Below are 23,870 nucleotides of genomic sequence, written 5' to 3'. Positions count from 1 at the left end.
CGGTTCCAGGGTGGCGACAAGCCCCGCACCGGCGGCTACGACCGCAACGATCGCGACCGCAAGCCGTTCCGCGACGACCGTGGGGGCCGTGACGAGCAGCGTCCCTTCCGTGGGGATCGCCCGTCGGGCGGCGATCGTGATCGCAAGCCGTTCCGTGATGACCGTCAGGGCGGCGGCGACCGCGCCCCGTACCGCGGTGGCGATCGTGACCGCAAGCCGTTCCGTGACGACCGTCAGGGTGGCGGAGAGCGGAAGCCCTTCCGAGATGATCGTGGTGGACGCGATGATCGTCGCTCAGGCGGCGACCGTGCCCCCTACCGCGGCGACCGCCCCTCGGGCGATCGCCCGCCGTACCGCGGAGATCGTGAGACAGGCGGTGGCCGTCCCCCTTTTCGCGGTGACCGCGACGACCGCGGGTACCGTCAGGATTCTGACTCCCGTGGACGTGGCGGAACCCGAGGCGGCGGCCGCAGCGACCGTGGTGGCCAGGAGCGTGAGTTCACCGAGGAAGAGCGGCTGCAGCACTCGCTGCGGCCGGTGCGTGCGGAGCACGATGACCCGATCATCGCTGAGCACATCCAGCCGAGTGATCTGCACCCGTCTGCACGTAACGAGCTGAAGACCCTGCAGCCAGAGGTTCAGGAGCGCGTGTCGCTGCACCTGGCGATGGTCGCTGAACTCATCGAGGACGATCCCGAGCTTGCGCACCAGCATGCGATCTCTGCGAGCCGTCGTGCGGGTCGGATCCCCGTGACTCGCGAAACGCTCGCGATGACCGCCTACCGCACCGGTGATTTTGCCCTTGCGATCCGCGAGCTGCGGACGTTCCGCCGTTTGAGCGGCCGTGATTCGCACCTCGCGATCATGGTTGATTCGGAGCGTGGCCTCGGCCGGCCTGAAAAGGCGATCGAGACGGGCCTCGAGGTTGACGTCTCGACGCTTGAGACGCCCGACCGTGTTCGCCTTGCGATCGCAATGTCGGGTGCTCGTCTGGACCTGGGGCAGACGCAGCAGGCGCTGTTCGAGCTCGAAATTCCCGAGTTGGATCCGAAGACCGGTTTCTCCTGGAGCCCCGAGCTGTTCGGCGCGTACGCGACCGTGCTCGAGGATCTGGGGCGTGACGCCGAGGCAGCGGAGTGGTTTGCGCATGCGGACCGCGCGCAGGCTGCGCTTGAAGAGCACTTCGGTGGGCTCGACGAGATCGAGGTCGTCGAGATTATTGAGTATGAGGATCTTCACGATGAGGATCTCCGCGACGAGGATCTCCTCGATGAGGATCTCTACGAGGGCGATTCGAACGAGGTCGACGACGCAGCAGCGGATCAGCCCGCCGGCGACGCCGCGACGACCGACGACGACGCTGCGGCTGAAGCCCCCGCCGCTGCCGAGGCTCCGTCCTCGGACAGTGGCGCCGTTGAAGCCATCGCTCTAGATGATGACGCTGAGACTGATCTTGCGGATGACGCTGACGCGTACCTGGACGCCTACGTTGAGACTGAAGCGGCCGAGACCGAGGTGCCCGAAACTGTGGCCGACACGGTCGACGGTGCAGCTGAGGATGCAGAATCAGTAGTTGAGCAGCCCGCACCTGGGCGGGACGACAAGGAGTAACACCATGGCGCTGTTCGGCAGGCGTGAGAAGTTCGATCCGGCGCCCGTCGAGGGGCGTGAGCTGCTGCTCACTGACCTTGACGGTGTGATCTACCGGGGCGAAGGCGCGATCGCGGGAGCGGTCGACGCACTGAATCTCGCCGCCGAACGCGTGCGGGTTGGCTATGTCACCAACAACGCCGCCCGCACGGTGCACACCGTCGCCGACCACCTGAGCACGCTCGGGCTGCGCGCGACCGCGGATGACGTGATCACGTCCCCGCAGGCGGCCGTCGCGTTGCTCCGTGACGTGGTTCCGGCTGGCTCGCGTGTGCTCGTTGTCGGCGGCGAGGGGCTCACCTACGAGCTCGAGCAGGCCGGTTTCGAGTGGACTCGTAGTGCCGAGGACAACCCGGTCGCCGTCGTACAGGGGTTCGCGCACGACGTCGGATGGGAGCAGCTCGCTGAGGCAGCCTATGCGCTGCAGGAGGAACCCGGCCGCGAGCCCCTGCCGTGGATCGCCACGAACACCGACTGGACGATTCCGCGTGCGCGCGGTATCGCGCCGGGCAACGGCACGCTCGTGTCCGCCGTGCACACGGCGGTGCAGCGGTTGCCAGACTTCGCGGGCAAGCCGGAGACGCCGATTTACGAGACAGCGTTCGAGCGCTTCGGGTCGCGGAACGCGCTTATGCTGGGGGACCGGCTCGACACTGACATTAAGGGGGCGGTCGCCGCGGGGATCCCCTCGCTGTTCGTGCTCACCGGTGTGGATCGCCCCAAGCAGCTCATCGCTGCCTCCGCGGAGATGCGCCCCGACTACACCGTTGCCTCCCTCGCAGAGCTGCATGAGCCGTACCAGCGGCAGGAGACGCTCCGCGATGGAACCGTCCGTGTGGGATCTGCGAAGGTTCGTATGGATGGCCACATTGTCAGCGTTGTTGCCGAGGGCGATACGCCGATGGAGTTGCTGCGCGCCGGGTGCGGTGCGATTTGGGCTTCGGGACTTGCGATCTATGGGCTGAAGGTGCCGGAGATTCTCCTCGAGGATCACTGGCGGTAGGCACGGGGAGCCGGCTACTCGGCCCGTTTTGTGGTTGCCTCTGTAGTCTCTACGCAAGAGATGAGGAGACCGCATGCGAAATCACTCACGAAACATTACGGCCGCGCTGCTGCTCGGGGGAGCGCTGGTCCTCACCGGCTGCTCGGGAACGACGCCCACGGCGCCCGCTGAATCACAGCAGCCAGCTGATCCGGCACCGAGCGGTCCCGCGGACGCAGGCGCCGGCAGCACGATCGAGCGGGACGCGGATCTCGCTGAGGCGACCTTCGGCATGAGCTGGACGGATGCACTGGACGCCGCCGCGAAGAACTTCGAGGGCGACCCGGTGTCGCTGTCGCTCGAGTGGAAGCGCACCGCCTTCGCGTACGGGGTCGAGCTTGTCAGCGACACCGAAAGCTACGAGGCCGTGTTCGACGCGAACACGGGCGAGCTCATGCACGAGGAGACCGAAGCCGAGTCCGCAGGCGACGTCGCGGAGAAGCGGCGAGGCATCATCAAGCCTGCCGACCTCATCGACCCCGCGAAGGCGATGAGCGCTGCGGTCGCCGCGCTCCCGGGCTCGGTTGAGGAGTGGGAGATCGACGACGAGGACGGTCGGATGAGCTACGAGGTCCAGATCATCACGGACACGGGTGATGCAGACGTGCGTGTCGACGCGGTCTCGGGCGAGATCATCGAGATAGACCACTAGCCCGCGTCAGTTCCCGGACGAGAGTCCGGGAACGGACTACGCGCCCCACACGATCGTTGAAAAGATGAGCCAGAGGTTCAGCGCAACGATCGCGAACACGACGAACAGCGATACGTAGCGGAGCATCTTGCCGTTCGTGAATTCGCCCATCACATCGGCCCTGCCGGTGAGGTTGATGAGCGGGATCAGGGCGAACGGAATGCCGAACGACAGCACGACCTGGCTGATGACGAGCGCCCAGGTCGGATCGATGTTGAACCCGAGGAGCAGCAACGCTGGCACAATCGTGATGAGGCGCCGCGTGAGGATCGAGACCCGCACGTTCAGGAGCCCCGCCATGATCTCGGCACCAGCGTAGGCCCCGACCGAGGTTGACGCGAGGCCAGACACGAGCAACCCGATCGCGAACAGCAGCCCGACGACCGGGCCGACGTGCGTCGTGATCGCGGCTGCCGCGCCTTCAATGGTCTCGGTGCCGTCAATGCCGGGGAGTGAAGCAGCGGCGAGCAGCAGCATCGCGATGTTCACGCCGCCAGCGACGATCAGCGCGAGCACCACGTCGAGCTTCGTCGCCCGCAGCAAATGGCGGATCCGCGGCACGCGGCCGTCGATGTGGTCTTCGGGGGTGTGCCCGTGGCGGTCGCGTGCCAGCGACGAATGCAGGTAGATGGCGTGCGGCATGACCGTCGCGCCGAGCATGCTCGCGGCGAGCAGCACCGACTGGGTGTCGACGAAGCGAGGCACGAGGCCAGCGAACATTTCGCCGAGATTGAGATCGCTCACGAACAGTCCGCCGACGAAGCCGATCGTGATGATGAGCAGCATCGCCATAATGACGGCCTCGAAGCGCCGCTGGTATTTGCCCTGCAGCATCAGGATGACGAGCGACACTGCGCCGACGATCACACCGCCGGCGAGGAGGGGCACCCCGAACAGGATGTAGAGCGCGATGGCCCCGCCGATGACCTCGGCAAGATCTGTGGCCGCTGCGACGACCTCTGCCTGTGCCCAGAACAGTCGGCGGTTCGCGGGCCGGAGCCGTTCGCCGAGGAGCTGCGGCAGGCTTTTGCCGGTGACGAGCCCGAGCTTCGCTGACAGGTACTGCACGATAACCGCCATGGCGTTGGCAGCGACGAGTACCCACAGCAGCGTGTAGCCGTACTTTGCGCCGGCGGAGAGGTTCGCCGCGACGTTGCCGGGGTCGACGTAGGCAATCGCCGCGACGAACGCGGGACCGAGGAGATGAAGAAGTCTGCGCTCGGGCTTGGTCTGCACGGTATCCGACGTCATGCACCCATGCTAATACGATCTATCGCACAATCAAGTTCGAATAGTCGAACACTTGTGTTGCACGGGCGTGCTGCAGGCCAGTCGGTGGCTGCGAGTAGGCTTGTGGCATGGAACGCGACGCAGAGAACGGCCAGGCGGCAGCCGCCGAGCACGCGCGCGAGCAGGCATCCGAGGGCGCAGCAAGCGATGGTCTGCTCGACAAGCTTGGCCTCATCGAGTCCCAGCCGCTCGAACACCGCGCTCGCGGCTTCGAACAACTGCACGACGAGCTCCTGCAGGAGCTGCAGCGCAGCGACCAAGGCGGGGCATAGCCCGGTGCCAGCAGAGAAACTGTGGTCGGGGCATCCCGAGCGGCTTGATCGCGCCCTCGTCGAGCTCGGGCTCGTGCGGTCGCGCAGCCGCGCCGCCGAGCTGATCGGTGCGGGCGGCGTCAGCATCGACGGTGTCGCGGCAGGCAAGCCCGGCGCGCGCGTGCGCGAGGGGGCACTCGTCGCCGTCGACGGTGACGATCACTACGTGAGCCGCGGAGCGCATAAGCTGCTCGCCGCGCTCGACCGCTTCGGGCTCGACCCGAGCGGCCGGCTGGCACTCGATCTTGGCGCCTCCACCGGCGGCTTCACCCAGGTGCTGCTCGAACGCGGAGCGAGGGAGGTGCTCGCGGTCGACGTCGGGCACGATCAGCTCGCGCCAGAGCTCCGCGCCGATGAGCGCGTACGGGTTGTCGAGGGGTGCAACGCACGCGCGCTCGACGCGAGTGTGCTCGCTGACCTCACTGGAGTAACTGAACGCCCAAGCCTGGTCGTCGCTGATCTCTCGTTTATCTCGCTCACGCTCATCCTGCCCGCAATCACCCGCTGCACCGACACGGGGGCGGATCTCGCGCTGCTCATTAAGCCGCAGTTCGAAGTGGGGCGCGTGCGCGACGGGATTGTCACCGACCCGGAGCAGTGGGCTGAGGCGATCCGCAAGGTCCTGCGATCCGCTGCGGCGCTCGAGCTCGCGGTGCGCGGGCTCGAACCGTCACCGATCGCCGGCGGCGAGGGCAACCGAGAATTTCTCGTCCATCTCGTGCGCGGCGCACCCGTCGATCCGAGAGAATGGGACGAGCGCATCCGTGAGGTGTGCGCCACAGTTCGCGAGGGCGAAGAAGGGAGCCGCGAGTGACTGCTTCGACAGGGGACCGGTGCATGCTCATCGTCTCCCACACCTACCGTGCTGAGGCGATCGAGGCGACGGCGGCGGTCGTTGCTGCGTTGCTTGCAGCCGACGTGCGGCCCGTGCTCAGCGCTGAGGATCACGCCGCATTCGCCCCGCACGTGAACCTCGAGCACACCGCGATCCTCGGCGATGAGGTGCCGCTCAGCACACTCGAGGCGGCGATCGTCCTCGGCGGCGATGGCACGATCCTTCGCGCGGCAGAGATGCTCCGCGGATCCGAGTGCCCCATTGCCGGCGTGAACCTCGGACACGTCGGCTTCCTCGCCGAAATGGAGAGTTTCGACCTCGGCTTCACGGTCGAACAGGTACTCGCTGGGAACTACACAGTCGATGAACGCCTCACCCTCGAGGTGCGCGCGGAGCTCGACGGGGAGCTCCTCGCTGAGACCTGGGCGCTCAACGAGGCGACCGTCGAGAAGCGGCGACGCATGCTCGAGGTCTCCGTCGGCATTGACGACCACCCCGTCTCCGTGTTTGCGTGTGACGGAGTCGTGCTTGCGACGCCGACCGGGTCGACCGCGTACGCGTTTTCCGCGGGCGGACCGATCGTGTGGCCGTCCGTGCAAGCGCTGCTCATGGTGCCGATTGCGGCGCACGCGCTCTTCAACAAGCCGCTCGTCGCGGGCCCCGACTCGGAGCTCACGGTGCGGATCCTCCCCGAGAACATCGGGCCAGGCGTGATGTGGTGCGACGGCCGCCGCCGCACCGAACTCCCCGCGGGCTCGGTGGTCACGGTGCGCAGATCCCCGGAGACTGTGCGAATCGCGCGCCTGAACGAGGCGCCCTTCTCCGAGCGGCTCGTGCGCAAGTTCGACCTGCCGGTGAGCGGCTGGCGCGGTGACCGCAACGGCAACGGGCAGGGCAACGGTACCGGCGGTTTCAGTGCTGCTCGCGCCATGAGCCGGGACCGAGACAGGGACGGTGACGCATGATCGAAGAACTCCACATCAAAGACCTCGGAGTGATTGCAGACTCCACACTGCCTCTCGGGCCAGGGTTCACGGCGATCACCGGCGAGACCGGAGCCGGCAAGACAATGGTGGTCAGCGCACTCGGACTGCTCATGGGTGAGCGCTCCGACGCCGGCGGTGTCCGCGTCGGCGCCACCCAGGCACGCGTGAGCGGCATCGTGCACAGCAGCGACCCGGCCGTTGCCGAAATTGTCGATGAATTGGGCGGCGACCTCGAGGACGGCGAACTCATCATGAGCCGCACCGTCTCAGCAGAGGGCCGCAGTCGGGCAGCCGTCGGCGGCGTGAGCGCGCCGGTCGGAGCGCTCGGTCGGCTCTCCGAGCGGCTCTTCGCCGTCCACGGCCAGTCCGAGCAGCTGCGACTCAAATCGCAGACCGCGCAGCGCGACACCCTCGACAGGTTTGGTGGCGAGGCGCTCGCCGCCGTGCTCCGGCAGTACCGCGAGGTTCACACCGCGCGCGCCGAGGCCGAGCAGCGCTTCATCACGCTGACCGAGACGCGCGACTCGCGCGCCGCCGAGGTCGTGCGGCTGCGCACCGAGCTCGAGGAGATTTCCGCGGTGGACCCCGTCGCGGGCGAGGAAACCGAACTTGCCGCGCGCATCGAACTGCTCGGCAACGTTGAGGGGCTGCGCGCCGCTGCGGTCGGCGCGGCCGAGGCGCTCGCGAGCGAGTCCGACGACCCGATGCAGCGCGATGCTGGCGGGCTGGTGGATTTCGCGGTGCAGGATCTCGACAGGGTCGCGGATCTCGATCCGCGGATCGCCGGGGTCGCTGAGCAGCTCCGGTCGGTGAGTTTTCAGATCGCCGACGCCGCGAAGGAACTCGCCGCCTACGCGAGCGACCTCGACGAGGAGGGGCCGGGCGAGCTCGCACGCGCGAGCGAGCGGCTTGCGGCACTCACCGGTCTCTTCCGCTACTACGGGGCGACGAGCGAGGACGTGCTTGCGCACGCAGACCAGGCATCGGCGCAGTTACTGGCGCTCGACGGCGACGACGAGGCGCTCGGGGGCCTTGAGGCGCGCGTTGCCGAACTGCGTGACGATGAACTGCAGCTCGCCGCGCAGCTCACCGCGCTGCGACAGGCTGCCGCCGAGCAGCTCGGGGTTGCCGTGAGCGCCGAGCTGCGCGAGCTTGCGCTGCCGGACGCGCGGTTCGTCGCGACCGTGGCGCCGCTTGACGCGCTCAGCGGATCCGGCGCAGACGACATCCAGTTTCTGCTCGCCCCGCATCCCGGAGCGACGCCGCGCCCGATCGCGAAGAGCGCCTCGGGCGGCGAGCTGTCGCGAGTAATGCTCGCGCTGGAGGTCGTGCTTGCCGGTGCGGACCCGGTGCCGACGTTTGTGTTCGACGAGGTCGACGCCGGCGTCGGCGGCGCGGCCGCCATTGAAATCGGGAGGCGACTGCGGCAGCTGTCGAAGACCTCGCAGGTCATCGTCGTCACCCACCTTGCGCAGGTTGCCGCGTTCGCGACGAATCACCTCCGCGTGGTGAAGGACTCCAGCGGCGGCTTCACCCAGTCCAGCTGCGTCGCGCTCGAGGGCGACGCCCGGCTCGCTGAGATGGCTCGACTGCTCTCCGGCCTCGACACCTCCGAAAGTGCACTCGACCATGCGGCCGAGCTGCTCGAGCTCGGGAAGTAACTCCCAGGAAACGACGGCGCTTCGTGGGGCACAAGCCGCACACAGAGTCCCTGGCCGCTGCTACGCTCACAGCATGGCGATATTCAAGTCCATAGGCTTCGGAAAGAAGTCCAAGCAGACACCGGCGAGCGAGCCCATAGCGGCAGCCGCGCAGCCCGACGAGCATAAATTGGTGTTGCACGCCGACACGACCCTCATGGACGCTGATGTGCGCGAGATGTATCGCGACGCGCAGGAGGCCGCACTCGACGCCGAAGACGTCGCGCGTGACAAGCGGCAGAGCGAATTCTCGCTCAAGCAGCCGTTCGCCCTCGGCTTCACGATCACGTTGGGCGTGCTTGTCGCACTCGTTGTCGGCGACATGGTCGGACAGCTCTCGACGATCCTCATGTACGTCGTTGCCGCGCTCTTCATCGCGCTTGGCCTCGACCCGGTGGTGCGCTGGCTTGAACGGCACGGCCTCAAGCGCGGGCTCGGCATCGGTGTCGTGTTCGCTGGCTTCATCCTCGTCATCGGCGGCATCCTCGCGATCGTCATTCCGATGATCGCGAACCAGATCGCGCAGCTCGTCTCGAGCGCTCCCGAGATCGTGCGGAACCTCACCAGCGAGCAGTGGTACAAAGACATCAACGCCCGCTTCGGCGAGTTCGTGGACTTCAACGCGCTGCTGAGCATGGGGCAGGACTTCATCGGCAAGCCCTCGAACTGGGCGTCGGTCGCCGGCGGCGTCTGGCAGGCCGGCATCGGCATCGCGAACGGCCTGACGGCGACGTTGATCGTGCTCATCCTGTCGCTGTACTTCCTCTCCTCGCTGCGCACCATCAAGCGCGGCTTCTACTCGGTGGTGCCCCGGTCGGGCCGCGCGAAGGTGATCGACATCACCGAGCAGGTGACGAAGTCTGTCGGTGGCTACGTGAACGGCATGGTCGTGCTCGCGCTCGTGAACGCGACGCTCGGTTTCATCATGATGACTGTCGTCGGGGTCCCGTTCGCGGGTCTGGTTGCGGTCGGCGTGTTTATGCTCGCGCTCATCCCGCTCATTGGGTCGGTGTTGGCGACGGTGCTCGTGACGGCGATCGCGCTGTTCAACTCGCCGATCACCGCCCTCATCGCGGCGATCTACTACCTCATCTACATGCAGCTCGAGTCGTACCTCCTCACGCCGCGCATCATGAACCGGGTCGTCTCGGTTCCAGGGTCGCTCGTCGTGATCGGTGCGCTCGCGGGCGGTACGCTGCTGGGGCTCCTCGGTGCGCTCATCGCCATCCCGGTGACCGCCGCGGTGCTCATGATTATCAAACAGGTGTGGATCCCGCGCCAGGACGCCCGCTAGAGTCGCGCAGCGGAAGCAGCGCCAGAGGTGATAGGATCGAAGCCCGTGGGAGCAAACGCGGATCAGACCAAAACAACCAAGCACATCTTCGTGACCGGTGGGGTTGTTTCCTCACTCGGCAAGGGGCTGACAGCCGCGAGTCTCGGTAATCTTCTTACCGCACGCGGCCTGCATGTCGTCATGCAGAAGCTCGACCCTTACCTGAACGTCGACCCTGGCACAATGAACCCGTTCGAGCACGGCGAGGTCTTCGTGACCGACGACGGCGCCGAGACGGATCTCGATATCGGGCACTACGAGCGGTTCCTCGGAATCAACCTCTCGCAGGCCGCGAACGTGACGACCGGGCAGATCTATTCTGAGGTTATTCAGAAGGAGCGCCGCGGTGACTACCTCGGTGCGACCGTGCAGGTGATCCCGCACATCACCAACGAGATCAAGCGCCGCATGCGACTGCAGTCCGAGCAGGATCCGCAGCCGGATGTCATCATCACCGAGATCGGTGGCACCGTCGGCGACATCGAGTCGCAGCCGTTCCTCGAATCCGCACGCCAGGTGCGCCACGAGCTCGGCCGCAAGAACGTCATCTTTGTGCACGTCTCGCTCGTGCCGTACATGGGCGCCTCGGGTGAGCAGAAGACGAAGCCGACGCAGCACTCGGTCGCGCAGCTGCGCTCGATCGGCATCCAGCCGGACGCCCTCGTGCTCCGCTCCGACCGCCCGGTCACCGGCGACAACCTTCGCAAGATCGCGCTCATGTGCGATGTTGACGAGAGCGCCGTCGTGAACGCGATCGACGTGAAGAGCATCTACGACCTGCCGCAGCTGCTGAACTCGCAGGGCCTCGACCAGACCATCGTCGATCACCTGCAGCTCACCGAGCGCGTCACCGACGTCGACTGGACCGGCTGGCGGCCCGTGCTCGACGCCGTGCACAACCCGAAGGGTGAGGTCACGATCGGCCTCGTCGGCAAGTACATCGACCTGCCCGACGCCTACCTCTCGGTCACCGAGGCGCTGCGGGCCGGCGGCTTCGCGCACTCCACCAAGGTGAACATCGAGTGGATCCCGTCAGACGCCTGCGAGACGCCCGAGGGCGCCCGCGAAAAGCTGTCGCACCTGCACGGCATTCTCGTGCCCGGCGGTTTCGGCATTCGCGGTATCGAGGGCAAGCTCGGCGCGCTCCGATTCGCGCGTGAGAACGGCATCCCGACGCTCGGTATCTGCCTCGGCATGCAGTGCATGGTCATCGAGTACGCGCGCAATGTCGCCGGCCTCGAGGGCGCATCCTCGACCGAGTTCGATCCTGAGACGAAGGTCCCCGTCATCGCGACGATGGCCGAGCAGGTCGACATCATTGACGGCGGCGACCTTGGCGGCACGATGCGCCTGGGCCTGTACGAGGCGAAGCTTGCCGAGGGGTCCCTCGCAGCCGAGGTGTACGGCGACACGACCGCGAGCGAGCGTCACCGTCACCGCTACGAGGTGAACAACGCGTACCGCGACGAGATCGCGGCCGCAGGGCTCTCGTTCTCGGGCCTGAGCCCCGACGGCAGCCTCGTCGAGTACGTCGAGCTGCCCCGCACGGCGCACCCGTACTACATCGCCACCCAGGCGCACCCCGAGCTGCGCTCGCGCCCCGGCACACCCCACCCGCTGTTCGCAGGCCTCGCAGGCGCTGCGATTGAGCGGCGCGAGGCTGCCAGCCTGTTCGAGGTTGAGGAAGCCTCGGGGGAGTAACCCGTGACCCACATGACCAGGCCCGAGCTCACGCTCGCCGATGAGCCCGCACGCGACGTGCGCGTGCTCGAGAGCCGTGAGCTCGTGGCCGGTCACGTGTGGGACATCAGGCGCGACCGGCTGGAGTTCGCGGACGCCGTGCTTGAGCGCGACTTCATGGACCATCCCGGAGCGGTCGCCGTGCTCGCGCTCGATGAGCAGGATCGCGTGCTGCTCATTCAGCAGTACCGACACCCGATCGCGCACCGCGACTGGGAGATCCCGGCAGGCCTCATGGACGTGCCGGGCGAGAGCGGCCTGATCGGCGCGCAGCGCGAGCTCGCCGAGGAAGCCGACCTCGCGGCTGAACAGTGGGATCTCCTGCTCGACCTGTTCCTGAGCCCCGGCGGATCGAGCGAGGCCGTGCGCGTGTTCCTCGCCCGAGGACTCACGCCCGCCACGCACGACTTTGTGCGCGAGGGCGAGGAAGCCGAGATCGTGCCGACGTGGATCCCGCTCGACGACGCGGTCACCGCGGTCCTCGAGGGCAGGATCGCGAACAGTATCGCCGCCGCGGCAGTGCTCGCTGCCGCCGCGGCCAAGGGACGCGGCTGGGCGACGCTCCGCGATCCGCATCTCGCCTGGACCGCGCGCGACACGGTGCGCGGCGAACGATCGAAGTAGCGATGCAGCCGGATCCCGCAATCGCGAAGTATCTCAGGCACCTGAGCATCGAGCGCGGGCTGAGCGACAACAGCATGGCCGCGTACCGGCGCGATTTTGCGCGCTACGGTGACTGGCTCGCTTCGCAGGGCATCGGCGACCTCGCCGCGGTGACCCCCGAAACGATCTCCGCCTACGTTGCCGCCCTCGCGAGCGCGACCAGATCGGGCGCCGACGAGAGCGAGCCGCCCGTGCCCGCATACTCTGCGGCGTCGATCACACGAATGGTGTCGACCGTGCGGGGCCTGCACCGCTTCCTCTTTGACGAGGGCGAGCTGCCAGACAACGCCGGCCGCGGAGTGCGCACCCCGAAAAAGGGGCAGCGACTGCCGAAAGCGATCTCCATCGAAGACGTGCAGGCGCTGCTCGATGCCGTCAGCGGCGACGACCCGGTGTCACTGCGCGACCGGGCCCTGCTCGAGCTGCTGTACGCGAGCGGTGCACGCGTGAGCGAGGTCACCGCGATCGACCTCGACGACCTGTACGGCGGCGCCGGCGGCTCACAGAGCGGCGGCGCGGGTGGCGGGGACGTCTGGGGCGACCCCGAGCGGGCGCTCCGCGACGGTGGCCTCATGCGGGTCACCGGCAAGGGCGGCAAGACCCGCATCGTGCCCTACGGCCGCTACGCGGGCGAAGCGCTCGCCGCCTACCTCGTGCGCGCACGACCCCAGTTCGCGGCCCGCGGCTCGGGGAGCCCCGCGCTATTCCTCGGCCCGCGCGGGGCCAGACTGTCGCGGCAGAGCGCCTGGCTCGTGATCCGTGCGGCGGCCGAAGCCGCCGAGCTCACAGTCGAGGTCTCGCCGCACACGCTCAGGCACTCGTTCGCGACCCACCTGCTCGCGGGCGGGGCCGATGTGCGCGCCGTGCAGGAGCTGCTCGGGCACTCCTCGGTGACGACCACGCAGATCTACACGCAGGTCACCGCCGACACCCTCCGCGAGCACTTCGTGAACGCGCACCCGCGCGCGAAGTAACGGGCCGCAGCCGCGTGTGAGATAGCGGGCCCCAGCCGCGCGGGTGACGGCGCAGCGCCGGCGCTGCTCGTCAAATTGCGCACGCTGCGCGTCAAATTGCGCAGGATTCGACCGATCCTGCGCTGTGCGGCGCAGCGGCTGCCTAGCCTGAGAGCAGGGAACGGTGCCCCGTACGCTTGGCGGCCCCAGAACCTAGGCTGCGAGGGCGGCCGCAGCAGCTGAAGGGGCAGGACACGATGGCGATGACACCGCGACGGATGAGCAGACTCGTGGGGGCGGCGGTCGCCGCAACTCTCGGAATGACGATGCTGTCGTGGGTCGCGCCCACCGCGTCAACCATGCCTGCTGCGCAGGCCGCGCAGGCCGCACCGCCCGCACTGCCTGCAGCGAAGACTCGGACTCTCACATACACCGGTGCGCCCGAGGACATCGTTGTTCCTGCCGGAGCGGAGTCAGTCACGGTCGTTGCAGCCGGTGGGGGCGGCGGCGACCCCATGCTGGGACCGGTTGGCTCGGGCGGTGGCGGTGCGATCGTCACCGCGACTTTCCCGGTGACTCCGGGCGAGACTCTAGTCGCCAGGGTTGGTGGCAGCGGTGTGGAACACACCGCCGGAGGGTACAACGGTGGCGCGCCAGGGCGGCATCCCGGTAGTCGGAGTTCTGTGATTGCAGGCGGCGCTGGTGGTGGCGCGAGCGACCTGCGGCAGGGCGGTGACACACTCGAACATCGTGTGCTCGTCGCAGGCGGCGGCGGTGGCGGTGGACGCGGCGAGGACCCCGCCGAGGGTGCACATATTACGCGCGCTCTTGGCGGTGAGGGCGGAACAGCCGACACCATCGGGGGAACGACGCATGACACCGGCGCGGGAATGACGCTCTATGGCGGAGCAGGGACCACCCTCGTCACGGGCTGCGGCGGCAGCGACAGCGGGGGCGGCACGGAGGCATCGGGCGGCGCTCCGGGCGGGGCGTGCGGATACATCGGGGGTGAAGCGGGGAGCCTCGGACAAGGGGGTATCCCGGGCTACCACCAGCTGCCGGGTGATGAACGGGACGGCGGGCGCCACGGCGGTGGCGGAGGCGGTGGCTACTATGGCGGCGGTGGCGGCAGCCCATATGGCGGTGGCGGTGGCGGCTCGAGCTACGTCGGGCCGACGGCGTTGCCGGGTGCTTCCTCTGAGGTCGCCGCCAGGTGGTTGCCAGGGCATATGAAATTCACGTTCAACATGGAGGCGACCCAGAGGCTCGACGTCACCGTTGCTCCGGAGACCATCTATGCGGATGAGGAGAGCACCACGACCGTCACGGCTACGGCGTTGGGCACATCTGGCGCTCCTATACCCGGCGAAATAGTGACCTTTACCAGCGATGACCCCGGGCAGCAGCTGGGGGCAACCAGGGAACACGGCGACGGCACGTATTCAGCGACGCTAACGAGCAGCAAGACCGTCGGAACGACGACGATCACGGCGCGGGTGGGGGCCGGTGCGCAGCTGCGCGAGGGATCAGCGTCGCTGCAGCAGTTGCCGGCACAGCCGGTACGGATCGAGATCGACCACATATCGGCCACGGTCCTCGCTGGCGGGAAGGAAAAGGTGGTGCTGACCGCGACATTCCTCGACAAGTATGGGAGGCGAGCCACGCCGGTGAACGGATGGAGTCTCAGCATCCTTGGTGATGATTTGGGTAACGCCGCCATGGGTGGGGAGCAAGATGGCGTCGCAACAGTGACATTTCGGGCGGGCACCAGGGCTGGCTCTACGGGATACATCATTCGCGCTGGAGAAGGTGTCGAATCAGATGTCTTTCGGTGGACCCAAATCGCGGGCTCCGCTGCGGATCTCACTGCGGAGCTCGCCGATCCGTCGCTCCCTGCCGACGGCGTGGCGACCACCACAGTCACCGCGCAGCTCGCCGATGCGCACGGCAACGCGGTACTGGGTGACCGGCTGACCGTCACCGCCTCGGACCCTGCGGTGCAGATCGGCTCCGTCGAGAATGTCGGCGGCGGCTACTACGTCGCCGATGTCACCGCGTCGACCGTGGCGGGAGAGGTCACCCTGACTGTGACCGACACCTCGGTCACCCCAGCACTGACACAGACGGTGACGCTCAAACAGCTCGCGGGCGCGGCACACACGGTGACCGGGGTACTCGCGGATCCGCAGCTCGTCGCCAATGGCACTTCGAGCACGACGCTCACGATCACCGCCGCGGACGCCCACGGCAACCTGCTCGCAGGCGAGGCGGTCACCGCGGTGGCCGCTGACGGTGCGACGGTCGGACCGGTCACCGACAACGGTGACGGCACTTACACGGCGACGGTGACGTCGTCGACCCGTGCGGGGGTCGCGGTGATCACGGTCACTGATTCCTCCGTGACTCCCGCGGTCACGAGCACGGTGACGCTCGCTCAGGTGGCCGGGCCTGCCCGCTCGCTCACCGCGGAGCTCACCGAGTACTTCCTGCCCGCTGACGGCAACTCGAAGACAACCGTCATGCTCGGGCTCGCCGACCGCCACGGCAACCCTGTTGTGGGCGCGACACCAACGGTTATGACGCTCGCCCGTGGCGTGACGATCGGGGCTGTGCGCGATCACGGTGACGGCAGCTACACCGCAGAGGTAACGACCTCGACGGTTGCCGGCGACGTGGTACTGCTCGTCTCCGGCGGGCCGGGGAACGACTCGGCCTCAGGGCAGACCACGCTCACACAGTTCGCCGGCGAGATCGCTGGGCTCACCGCGCAGCTCGCGGATCCGCAGCTCGTCGCAGATGGCGCTGCGAGCACCACGCTCACGATCACCGCGGCCGACGCGCACGGCAACCCGCTTTCCGGCGAAGCGATCACCGCCGGGGCCGCCGAAGGCGTGACTGTCGGGCCGGTCACAGACCACGGTGACGGCTCGTACACGGCGACGGTGACGTCCTCGACCCGTGCGGGGGAGGCGGTGATCACGGTCACTGATTCGTCGGTCACTCCCGCGGTCACGAGCACGGTGACGCTCGCTCAGGTGGCCGGCCCCACCCACGCGCTCACCGCGGATCTCGCGGACGCCGCGCTGCTCGCTGACGGCGCCGCGTCGACGGTGGTGACGCTCCGGCTTGCCGATCGCCACGACAATCCGATCATCGGCGCGGCTCCCACGGTGATGACGCTCACTCCGGGCGTGGGAATCGGCGCCGTGCAGGATCACGGTGACGGCACGTACACGGCAGTAGTGACCGCATCTGCGACTGCCGGTGACGCGCTGCTGCTCGTCTCCGGCGGGCCTGGGAATACCGGGGTATCGACGCAGCTCACGCTGACGCAGCTTGCGGGACCAGTTGACACGCTCACCGCGCAGCTCGCGGATGCGAGGATCGTTGCCGATGGCATCGCGAGCACCACGCTCACGGTGACCGCGGCCGACGCCCACGGCAACCCGCTCGCCGGCGAAGCGATCACTGCAGTGGCCGCCGATGGCGCGACGGTCGGGCCGGTCACAGACCACGGCGACGGTTCGTACACGGCGACGGTGACGTCCTCGACCCGTGCGGGGGACGCAGTGATCACGGTCACTGATTCCTCGGTCACTCCCGCGCTCACGAGCACGGTGGCGCTCGCGCACGTCGCGGGGCCCGCCCACGCGCTCACCGCGGATCTCGCCGAGTACGCGCTGCCCGCAGACGGCATCGCGTCGACCGCACTGACACTGAAGCTCGCTGATCTCCACGGAAACCCGATTGTGGGCGCGAATCCCACGGTGATGACGCTCGCTGACGGCGTGAAGATCGGGGCAGTGCGGGATCATGGCGACGGCACGTACATCGCAAGCGTGACCGCCTCGACCGTTGCCGGCGACGTGTTGCTGCTTGCCGCCGGTGGGCCGGGCAACGCCGGGCTCTCGACGCAGGTCACGCTCACGCAGCGCGCGGGAGCGGCTGACACACTCACGGCGCAGCTCGCGGATACGCGACTCGTTGCCGATGGCGTTGCGGGAACCACGCTCACGGTGACGGCGGCAGACGTACACGGCAACCCCCTCACCGGGCAACCCATCACCGTGACGGCAAGCGACCCGAGAACTCGGATCTACACGGTCATCGACGCGGGCGACGGCAGCTACACGGCCGCGATCGTGTCCTCCTTCGCGGCGGGTGCGGTCACCCTGACCGTCACCGACACATCGGTCACACCGGCGCTCACTCACACGGTGGAGCTCATGCAGCTCGCCGGGGAACCAGAGGCCGCGACACTCACCCTCGACGACACCGCGCTCCCCGCAGATGGGGAGTCGTCGACAACACTCGAGGTCGGGGTCGTCGATGCCCACGGGAACCCGGTGATAGGGGCACGCATCGGCGCATCATCGACAGATGCCGGTCAACAGATTGGCGAGCCAGAGGAGATCGCGCCAGGGCTGTACCGAGTGAACGTTCGCGCGTCGAATACACCTGGCACGAGCACCTTGACCGTCGGGACCCTCGAAGAACAGCGCGCCCCTGGCGCCGCGAGGGCAGCGCGGGACGCGGCGGAGCAGACCGGCTTTGATCGGGTGCTCGGCACCATCGACCTCGAACAGCAGACGGTTCCGGTCGAACCCGAGGAGAAGCCGGAACCCGAGAAAAAGCCGGATCCGAAGCCGGAGCCGAAGCCCGAGCCTGGCAACACCCCGGCCCAGCCAACGGAACCGAAGACTGATCCCAAGCTCGCGTGCTCCGGCGCGGTAGCCGCGACACTCCCGCTGGCCGGAGGGGCACTGCTGCTGGCTGCGGGTGCGGTGCTGCTGCTGCGCCTGAACGGGCGCCGAAGCGCTCGCCGCAGCGAGTAGGTTCGCGCCTCCCGTCCCGTTCGCCGAGCGCGGTCTGGGGCTTCCACACCGGAAGGCCCAGACCGCGCTCGGGTCTGCGGCCAGGCCGCACGGCGAAGCCGCGATAGGATGGGGCGTTAGCAAGGGAAGGGAATCGGAAGTGGCGAAGAAGCAGAACGAGCTGGGACCTACGGGGCGCCCGGAGCGCGTGATTCCAGCGCCGAAAATGCTCGACCGCCACGGACCCGCCCGCATCATCGCGATGTGCAACCAGAAGGGTGGCGTCGGTAAGACGACGTCGACAATCAACCTGGCGGCCGCCCTGGCCCGCTACGGGCGTCGCGTGCTCGCGGTAGATTTTGATCCCCAGGGTGCGCTGTCGGCTGGCCTCGGCGTGCCAGCGCATGACGTGCCAACGATCTACGACCTCATGCTGGGCAAGATCAAGGATCCCCGCGAGACCGTTCAGAAGACCGGCACCCCCGGGCTCGACGTCATCCCAGCGAACATCGACCTCTCTGCCGCGGAGGTGCACCTCGTCAGCGAGGTCGCCCGCGAGCAGATCCTCGGCGGCGTGCTCCGGCGCATCGCCGACGACTACGACGTGATCCTCATCGACTGCCAGCCATCGCTCGGGCTGCTCACCGTGAACGCGCTCACCGCGAGCCACGGCGTGCTCATCCCGCTCGCGTGCGAGTACTTCGCGCTGCGTGGCGTCGCGCTGCTCGTCGAAACCATCGACAAGGTGCGCGACCGGCTCAACCCGTCGCTCGAACTCGACGGCATCCTCGCGACGATGTACGACCCGCGCACGCTGCATGCCCGCGAGGTGCTGGAGCGCGTCGTCGATACGTTCGGTGATTCGGTGTTCGACACCGTCATCGGCCGAACGGTGAAGCTCCCAGACGCGCAGATCGCTGCGCAGTCGGTCCTCGAGTATGCGCCGTCGAACCCCGCCTCTGAGGCGTACCTGAAGCTCGCTCGCGAGCTCGTGCAACGCGGCGTGGTTGCCTGATCCGGTAGCCATGGCTGCGCTCGAAACCGAGGCCGCTCATGCGGGCGGTGAGCCGGGGTTCCGGGTCTCGCTCGACGGCTTCGACGGGCCGTTTGACCTGCTGCTCAGCCTCATCAGCAAGCACGAGCTCGATATCACCGAGGTCTCGCTGTCGCTTGTCACTGACGAGTTCATCTCGTACCTCGCGACGCTGGAGGGGCGGGGGCTGCTCGCGCTCGACCAGGCCTCGGAGTTCCTTGTCGTCGCCGCGACGCTGCTCGATATGAAGATCGCGAGCCTCCTGCCGCAGGGCGAGGTCGTTGACCCCGAAGACATGGCGCTGCTCGAGGCCCGCGACCTGCTGTTCGCGCGGCTGTTGCAGTACCGTGCGTTCAAGCAGGCTGCCGAATGGTTCCGTGCGCGGCTCGTCGCAGAGGAATCGCGGCACCCGCGACAGGTGCCGCTCGAACCAAAGTACCGCGAGCGCGGTCCCGAACTCGTGTGGACGCTCTCCGCCGATGACTTCGCGGCCATCGCGCTGTTCGCGTTCACACCGCGCACGATCCCGACGGTCGGCCTCGACCACCTGCACGCTCCGCTCGTGTCGATCCGCGAGCAAGCGGCGATCATCGTGTCGATGCTGCGAAACGGGCCCGCCCGTAACTTCCGTGAACTCATCGCCGGCGTCACCGAGAAGGGCGTCATCGTTGCGCGCTTCCTTGCCATCCTCGAGCTCTACAGGCGCGACGCCGTGCTCTTCGACCAGGCGGAGCCGCTGGGCGAGCTCAGCGTGCAGTGGTCGGGCGAGAACTGGAACGACGAAGAACTCTCGACGCTAGGAAGTGACTATGACTGATGCGGCGCTGACACAGGAGCCGCTCGCGAACGAGCCGCTCGACATCGACGGTCTGCCCGACTCCGAGCTGGCGCGGGCACGATCCGCGCACTCCCTCGCGCAGCAACTCGAAGCCTTGCTCATCGTGGCCGACGAGCCGCTCTCTGCCATGACGCTCGCGACGGCCTGCGACCGCCCGGTTCGTGAGGTACGCAAGACCCTGCGGGAGCTCGTCGCCGACTACGACGGCACCGCGCCCGAAGGCACGGCATCCCGAGGCTTCGAGCTGCGCGAGGTCGCCGGCGGCTACCGCTTCTACGTGCGCGAAAGCCTCGACCCCATCGTCGCCGACTTCGTGCAGCAGCAGACCCCCGCGAAACTCTCGCAGGCGGCTCTCGAAACCCTCGCCGTTATCGCGTATCGGCAGCCGGTGTCGCGCGGCGCGATCGCGTCGATCCGCGCCGTCAACGTTGACTCGGTCGTGCGCACGCTGCTCGCGCGCGGCCTCGTCGCAGAGGTGGGCCATGACGGCGAAACGGGCGCGATCCTCTACGGCACCAGCGAGCAGCTGCTCGGCCACCTCGGCATCGGGGACATCAGTGAACTTCCGTCGGTGGCTCCGCTACTCGACGACGGATCGGAAGGATTTGACCATGAATCGCTCTAGAGACAGCGACGACAACGGCAGCATCGGCGGAGAGTTCACCGTCGACGGGCAGGCCGTCGAAATTGATATGGCGGAGTGGGGCTGGGATCGCCCGACGACGCCCGCGACTGAACCGGTCGATCGCGAGGGAGAAGAAGGCACCGTGCGGCTCCAGAAGGCGCTCGCGAACGCGGGGGTTGCCTCGCGCCGCGCCTGCGAGACGCTCATTACGAGCGGCCGCGTGCAGGTGAACGGGGAACAGCAGCGTGAGCTGGGCTCCCGCGTGCACCCCGAGACTGATGAGGTGCGCGTCGACGGCGTCGTCGTGCAGCTCGACGCGACGAAGCGCTACTTCGTGCTGAACAAGCCGGTCGGCGTGGTGTCCACGATGAACGACGAGCAGGGACGGGCAGACCTGCGCGAGTTCACCGACCAGGTCGAGGACCGACTGTACAACGTCGGCCGACTCGACACGGACACAAGCGGCCTGCTGATCCTCACGAACGACGGTGAGCTGGCACACAAGCTCGCCCACCCGAGCTTCGGCGTCGAGAAAACCTACATCGCGAAGGTGCGTGGCCAAGTGACCGCGGCCGTTATCCAGCGCATGCTCGACGGCGTCGAGCTCAGCGACGGGCCGATGCACGCGGACCGCGCCAAGCTCCTGCCGAACGGCTCGACGAAGACGCACTCGCTTGTGGAACTCACGATCCACTCGGGCAAGAACCGTATTGTGCGCCGTTTCATGGCGGAACTCGGCCACCCCGTTGAGGAACTCGTACGTCGCCAGTTCGGGCCGCTGAACCTCGGCACGCTGCGGGTCGGCGAACTGCGCGAGCTCTCACCCGCTGAGCGAGGTGCGCTGCTCTCCGCCGGCGACGGTGACTCCGCGAAGGGCGGGCGCTGGGGCGACAAAAAGACCGGTGTCACGGGCGGCAGGCCCGGCGACGGGAAGGGCGCTCGCGGGATGCGCGGTATCGCCTCTCGCGGCAACCCGAACGCGGGTCGAGCGAACCCTGAGCCCCGCGGCGAGTCAGGGCGCTCTGAGGGTCGACGTGATGGCCAGCGGGATGCCCGCGGTGGTCAGTGGGACGCGCGTGGTGGGCGCGGCAAGCCTGGCTCCGCTGGCGGCAGAACCGACCGTTCGCGCGGCCGGTAGCCCGCTGAAGCGTGCGGCCCCGGTCGGGGCTGTGCGCTTCACGCTCAACCCACGAGCAGTACGCCCGCGTACGCGATGCCAGCGACGAGCACGGTTGACAGTGCCGCGAGCGCGAACGGGCGGCCGCCAACGCGCATCAGGCTGCTGATCTTCACGCCGCAGCCGAGGCCGAACATTGCCGCGGCGAGTAGCACGGTCTGCAGGAGCTGGCCGGTCGCCAGCGCCGCCTCGGGGAGCGGCACACACGACCGCAACAGCACCATCGCGAGGAAACCGATGATGAATGGCGGCACGATCGGTGGCAGCTTGGGCGCGGAGCCTGCGGTCTCAGGTGACGCAAGCGCGGCGCGGCGCATCCGAACGCTGAGCACGGCCATGAGCGGTGCGAGCAGCAGCACGCGGGCGAGCTTCACGACAACCGCCAGGGTGAAGGCCGTGCCGCCGAGGATGCCGCCGACGGCGACGACCTGCGCGATCTCGTGGATCGACGCCCCAGCCCACATGCCGGCCTGATCGTTGGAGAGCCCGATGAGGGGCGCGACGAGCGGCACGAGTGGGATCATGAGTGTTCCAAAGATGACGACCAGGGCGACCGCGGTAACGGTGTGCTGTTCGTGTGCGTCGTCGGGGTCGGTGACGCCGGCGGCGCCCGCGACGGCCGCGGCCCCACAGATCGAGAACCCGCATGCGATGAGGAGCGTGAGCTGGGTGGGCACGCGCAGGAGTCTGCCGAGCGCGACGGTGCCGATGAGTCCGCCGGCGACAACGCAGACGATAACGAGCAGCATGGGGGCGCCGAGCGCGAGCATATCGCCGAGTACGAGCTGCAGCCCGAGGAAGACGATGCCCGCACGCAGGAGCTTCTTCGCGGAGAAGTCGATGCCGGGTATTGCCGCGTGGGGGAGCACCCCGGTGTTTGCCGCGAGCACGCCGAGCACGATGGCGATGATGAGCGGACTCACCCCTGGGAGCACCAGGCTCAGTGCGGAAGCGCCGCCCGCGGCCGCAAGGCAGAGTGCGAGGCCGGGGCTGACCCGTCGAAGCCATACGGTCACGCGAGGGCGCGGCTGCTGGGCCGCTGTGTCGTGCGGCGTCGCGGATTGTTGGGCTGCTGGTGTTGCGTGCATGATTCCATGCTGCTCCTGGAGCGAGCACCGCGGTAGAGCGGATGCGCGGCACGGGTACAAGATATTCTTGTAGCTCACGGTTGGAGGGAACCAGATGGAACGCACACCAGACCTCGGGGCGCTCAAGGCCCTCGCTCAGATCGCCGAGACCGGCAGCATTTCGGCGGCAAGCGCGGCCCTCGGAGTGAGCCAGCAGGCGGTGTCGTTGCGGATCCGCTCCCTCGAGTCCGATCTGCGACTCCCGCTGCTCGTCCGCTCGGCCCGCGGTTCACGCCTCACGGAGGCCGGCGAACTCGTTGTCGGCTGGGCGCGACCCCTCCTCTCCGCTGCGGCAGACTACGCGAACGCTGCCGCGGCCCTGCGGTCAGGCCGGAACCGCGCGCTACGGATCACGGCGAGCCTCACCATTGCCGAGCACCTCCTGCCCGGATGGATCGCACGCTGGCAGGTCGAGGCCGGTGCGCACGGCGCCGCCGCGCAGCTCACCGCCGCAAACAGTGCCGCCGTGATTGCCGCGGTGCGGGCCGGTAGCGCCGACCTCGGATTCGTCGAGACTCCGGCCGTGCCAGGGGATCTCTCATCGGCCACGATCGGGCACGACCAGATTGAGATCGTCGTCGCTGCGAACCATCGGTGGGCCGGTGGTAGCGTGACGCCAGCAGAGCTCGCAGCCACGCCGCTCGTGCTCCGCGAGTTCGGCAGCGGCACTCGGCGGGCCCTCGACGACGCGCTGGCTGCAGCCGGCACGCCCCGCAGCGCCGAGCCGGCGGCGGTGCACGAGTCGACGCTGGGCGCGCGCAGCGCGATCATGGCGGGGGTCGCGCCTGGCGCCCTCAGCGTGCTTGCCGTGCGTGACGATCTCGACAGCGGCCGGCTCGCGCGCGTGCGGATCACGGGGCTCGACATTACGCGACCGCTCACCGCCGTGTGGCGGGGCGGTGCGCCGACCGCTGAGGCCAGCGCACTCCTCGCCGAGGCTGCGCGTCCCCGCTAGCCGACTAGTCGCGGGACGTCGGGAGCGTCGCGAGGGTGGCGAGGAGGGAGTCGGGGACGAGGTCGGTGTTGGCGTGGCCCTCGCGTACGATCGCTGCGATGCGTGTT

The 23,870-nt window shown here is 68.1% G+C and carries 18 protein-coding genes and 1 pseudogene; 17 read left to right on the top strand and 2 right to left on the bottom strand.

From position 1 onward, the window contains the following. The 3 genes from AUL38_RS17705 to AUL38_RS06635 form a co-directional block, all read left to right on the top strand. On the top strand, nucleotides 1-1,611 hold a 1,611-nt coding region (locus AUL38_RS17705; RefSeq protein WP_235590637.1), incomplete at its 5' end, for a hypothetical protein. 4 nt (nucleotides 1,612-1,615) lie between these two features. Then, entirely contained in the window at nucleotides 1,616-2,653 is a 1,038-nt protein-coding gene (locus AUL38_RS06640) for an HAD-IIA family hydrolase (RefSeq protein WP_059060344.1), read from the top strand. A gap of 73 nt (nucleotides 2,654-2,726) precedes the next feature. After that, on the top strand, nucleotides 2,727-3,344 hold the full coding sequence (locus AUL38_RS06635) for a PepSY domain-containing protein (protein ID WP_059060343.1): 618 nt from the start codon (nucleotides 2,727-2,729) through the stop codon (nucleotides 3,342-3,344). A gap of 36 nt (nucleotides 3,345-3,380) precedes the next feature. Here AUL38_RS06635 and AUL38_RS06630 read toward each other — a convergent pair whose 3' ends face one another. Then, a complete protein-coding gene (locus AUL38_RS06630; RefSeq protein WP_059060342.1) occupies nucleotides 3,381-4,634 on the bottom strand; it encodes an Nramp family divalent metal transporter in 1,254 nt (417 codons plus the stop codon). Nucleotides 4,635-4,741: 107 nt separating this feature from the next. Here AUL38_RS06630 and AUL38_RS17545 point away from each other — a divergent pair, with 107 nt between their 5' ends. The 13 genes and pseudogenes from AUL38_RS17545 to AUL38_RS06565 form a co-directional block, all read left to right on the top strand. Next, complete coding sequence (locus AUL38_RS17545) at nucleotides 4,742-4,945, top strand: hypothetical protein (protein WP_059060341.1); 204 nt, start codon at nucleotides 4,742-4,744, stop codon at nucleotides 4,943-4,945. A 4-nt stretch (nucleotides 4,946-4,949) separates the two neighbouring features. Further along, nucleotides 4,950-5,798, top strand: a complete 849-nt coding sequence (locus AUL38_RS06620; protein ID WP_235590636.1) for a TlyA family RNA methyltransferase — start codon at nucleotides 4,950-4,952, stop codon at nucleotides 5,796-5,798. Between the two features lie 23 nt (nucleotides 5,799-5,821). Then, nucleotides 5,822-6,784: an NAD kinase gene (locus tag AUL38_RS06615; RefSeq protein WP_083506665.1), complete on the top strand. Its 963-nt coding sequence runs from the start codon at nucleotides 5,822-5,824 to the stop codon at nucleotides 6,782-6,784. Next, the gene (gene recN / locus AUL38_RS06610; RefSeq protein WP_059060339.1) at nucleotides 6,781-8,466 is read left to right on the top strand and encodes a DNA repair protein RecN; all 1,686 of its coding nucleotides are present in this window, start codon (nucleotides 6,781-6,783) and stop codon (nucleotides 8,464-8,466) included. The genes AUL38_RS06615 and recN overlap by 4 nt, the downstream gene beginning before the upstream one ends. 73 nt (nucleotides 8,467-8,539) lie before the next feature. After that, nucleotides 8,540-9,799 carry an AI-2E family transporter gene (locus AUL38_RS06605; protein WP_059060338.1) on the top strand — a complete coding sequence of 420 codons (1,260 nt, stop codon included), beginning with the start codon at nucleotides 8,540-8,542 and terminating at the stop codon, nucleotides 9,797-9,799. Between the two features lie 45 nt (nucleotides 9,800-9,844). Next, complete coding sequence (locus AUL38_RS06600) at nucleotides 9,845-11,539, top strand: CTP synthase (RefSeq protein WP_059060336.1); 1,695 nt, start codon at nucleotides 9,845-9,847, stop codon at nucleotides 11,537-11,539. A 12-nt stretch (nucleotides 11,540-11,551) separates the two neighbouring features. Beyond that, nucleotides 11,552-12,202, top strand: coding sequence for an NUDIX hydrolase (locus tag AUL38_RS06595; protein WP_059060334.1), 651 nt, complete (start codon nucleotides 11,552-11,554; stop codon nucleotides 12,200-12,202). 2 nt (nucleotides 12,203-12,204) lie between these two features. Continuing rightward, complete coding sequence (locus AUL38_RS06590; protein WP_059060331.1) at nucleotides 12,205-13,215, top strand: site-specific tyrosine recombinase XerD; 1,011 nt, start codon at nucleotides 12,205-12,207, stop codon at nucleotides 13,213-13,215. A gap of 257 nt (nucleotides 13,216-13,472) precedes the next feature. Continuing rightward, nucleotides 13,473-18,029, top strand: coding sequence for an invasin domain 3-containing protein (locus tag AUL38_RS06585; RefSeq protein WP_161937413.1), 4,557 nt, complete (start codon nucleotides 13,473-13,475; stop codon nucleotides 18,027-18,029). Between the two features lie 139 nt (nucleotides 18,030-18,168). Further along, entirely contained in the window at nucleotides 18,169-19,023 is an 855-nt protein-coding gene (locus AUL38_RS06580) for a ParA family protein (protein WP_201023702.1), read from the top strand. A 10-nt stretch (nucleotides 19,024-19,033) separates the two neighbouring features. Beyond that, on the top strand, nucleotides 19,034-19,858 hold the full coding sequence (locus AUL38_RS06575; RefSeq protein ID WP_059060326.1) for a ScpA family protein: 825 nt from the start codon (nucleotides 19,034-19,036) through the stop codon (nucleotides 19,856-19,858). Further along, nucleotides 19,851-20,504, top strand: a complete 654-nt coding sequence (gene scpB / locus AUL38_RS06570; protein ID WP_059060324.1) for an SMC-Scp complex subunit ScpB — start codon at nucleotides 19,851-19,853, stop codon at nucleotides 20,502-20,504. Before AUL38_RS06575 ends, scpB begins: the two co-directional genes overlap by 8 nt. A gap of 67 nt (nucleotides 20,505-20,571) precedes the next feature. Beyond that, nucleotides 20,572-21,354, top strand: a pseudogene (locus tag AUL38_RS06565) (pseudouridine synthase); the annotation flags it as partial. 332 nt (nucleotides 21,355-21,686) lie between these two features. Here the strand turns inward: AUL38_RS06565 and AUL38_RS06560 are convergent. Then, nucleotides 21,687-22,769, bottom strand: a complete 1,083-nt coding sequence (locus AUL38_RS06560; protein ID WP_083506662.1) for a YeiH family protein — start codon at nucleotides 22,767-22,769, stop codon at nucleotides 21,687-21,689. A 94-nt stretch (nucleotides 22,770-22,863) separates the two neighbouring features. Between AUL38_RS06560 and AUL38_RS06555 the strand changes: the two genes are divergently transcribed. Continuing rightward, nucleotides 22,864-23,763 (top strand): LysR family transcriptional regulator, encoded by a 900-nt coding sequence (locus AUL38_RS06555; RefSeq protein ID WP_059060321.1) that lies wholly within the window; start codon nucleotides 22,864-22,866, stop codon nucleotides 23,761-23,763. Nucleotides 23,764-23,870: the final 107 nt, after the last annotated feature.

Source organism: Leucobacter sp. G161, from assembly GCF_001482305.1.
GTDB lineage: Bacteria > Actinomycetota > Actinomycetes > Actinomycetales > Microbacteriaceae > Leucobacter.
This window is presented reverse-complemented; position numbering and strand designations above follow the sequence as displayed.

Excerpts from the sequence above, each read along its gene's own strand:
- AUL38_RS06575 (WP_059060326.1), top strand. The coding sequence starts at position 19,034 with ATGGCTGCGCTCGAAACCGAGGCCGCTCATGCGGGCGGTGAGCCGGGG.
- scpB (WP_059060324.1), top strand. The coding sequence starts at position 19,851 with ATGACTGATGCGGCGCTGACACAGGAGCCGCTCGCGAACGAGCCGCTC.
- AUL38_RS17545 (WP_059060341.1), top strand. The coding sequence starts at position 4,742 with ATGGAACGCGACGCAGAGAACGGCCAGGCGGCAGCCGCCGAGCACGCG.
- AUL38_RS06630 (WP_059060342.1), bottom strand. The coding sequence starts at position 4,634 with ATGACGTCGGATACCGTGCAGACCAAGCCCGAGCGCAGACTTCTTCAT.
- AUL38_RS06635 (WP_059060343.1), top strand. The coding sequence starts at position 2,727 with ATGCGAAATCACTCACGAAACATTACGGCCGCGCTGCTGCTCGGGGGA.
- AUL38_RS06640 (WP_059060344.1), top strand. The coding sequence starts at position 1,616 with ATGGCGCTGTTCGGCAGGCGTGAGAAGTTCGATCCGGCGCCCGTCGAG.
- AUL38_RS06590 (WP_059060331.1), top strand. The coding sequence starts at position 12,205 with ATGCAGCCGGATCCCGCAATCGCGAAGTATCTCAGGCACCTGAGCATC.
- AUL38_RS06595 (WP_059060334.1), top strand. The coding sequence starts at position 11,552 with ATGACCAGGCCCGAGCTCACGCTCGCCGATGAGCCCGCACGCGACGTG.
- AUL38_RS06560 (WP_083506662.1), bottom strand. The coding sequence starts at position 22,769 with ATGCACGCAACACCAGCAGCCCAACAATCCGCGACGCCGCACGACACA.
- AUL38_RS06555 (WP_059060321.1), top strand. The coding sequence starts at position 22,864 with ATGGAACGCACACCAGACCTCGGGGCGCTCAAGGCCCTCGCTCAGATC.
- AUL38_RS06605 (WP_059060338.1), top strand. The coding sequence starts at position 8,540 with ATGGCGATATTCAAGTCCATAGGCTTCGGAAAGAAGTCCAAGCAGACA.
- AUL38_RS06585 (WP_161937413.1), top strand. The coding sequence starts at position 13,473 with ATGAGCAGACTCGTGGGGGCGGCGGTCGCCGCAACTCTCGGAATGACG.
- AUL38_RS06615 (WP_083506665.1), top strand. The coding sequence starts at position 5,822 with ATGCTCATCGTCTCCCACACCTACCGTGCTGAGGCGATCGAGGCGACG.
- recN (WP_059060339.1), top strand. The coding sequence starts at position 6,781 with ATGATCGAAGAACTCCACATCAAAGACCTCGGAGTGATTGCAGACTCC.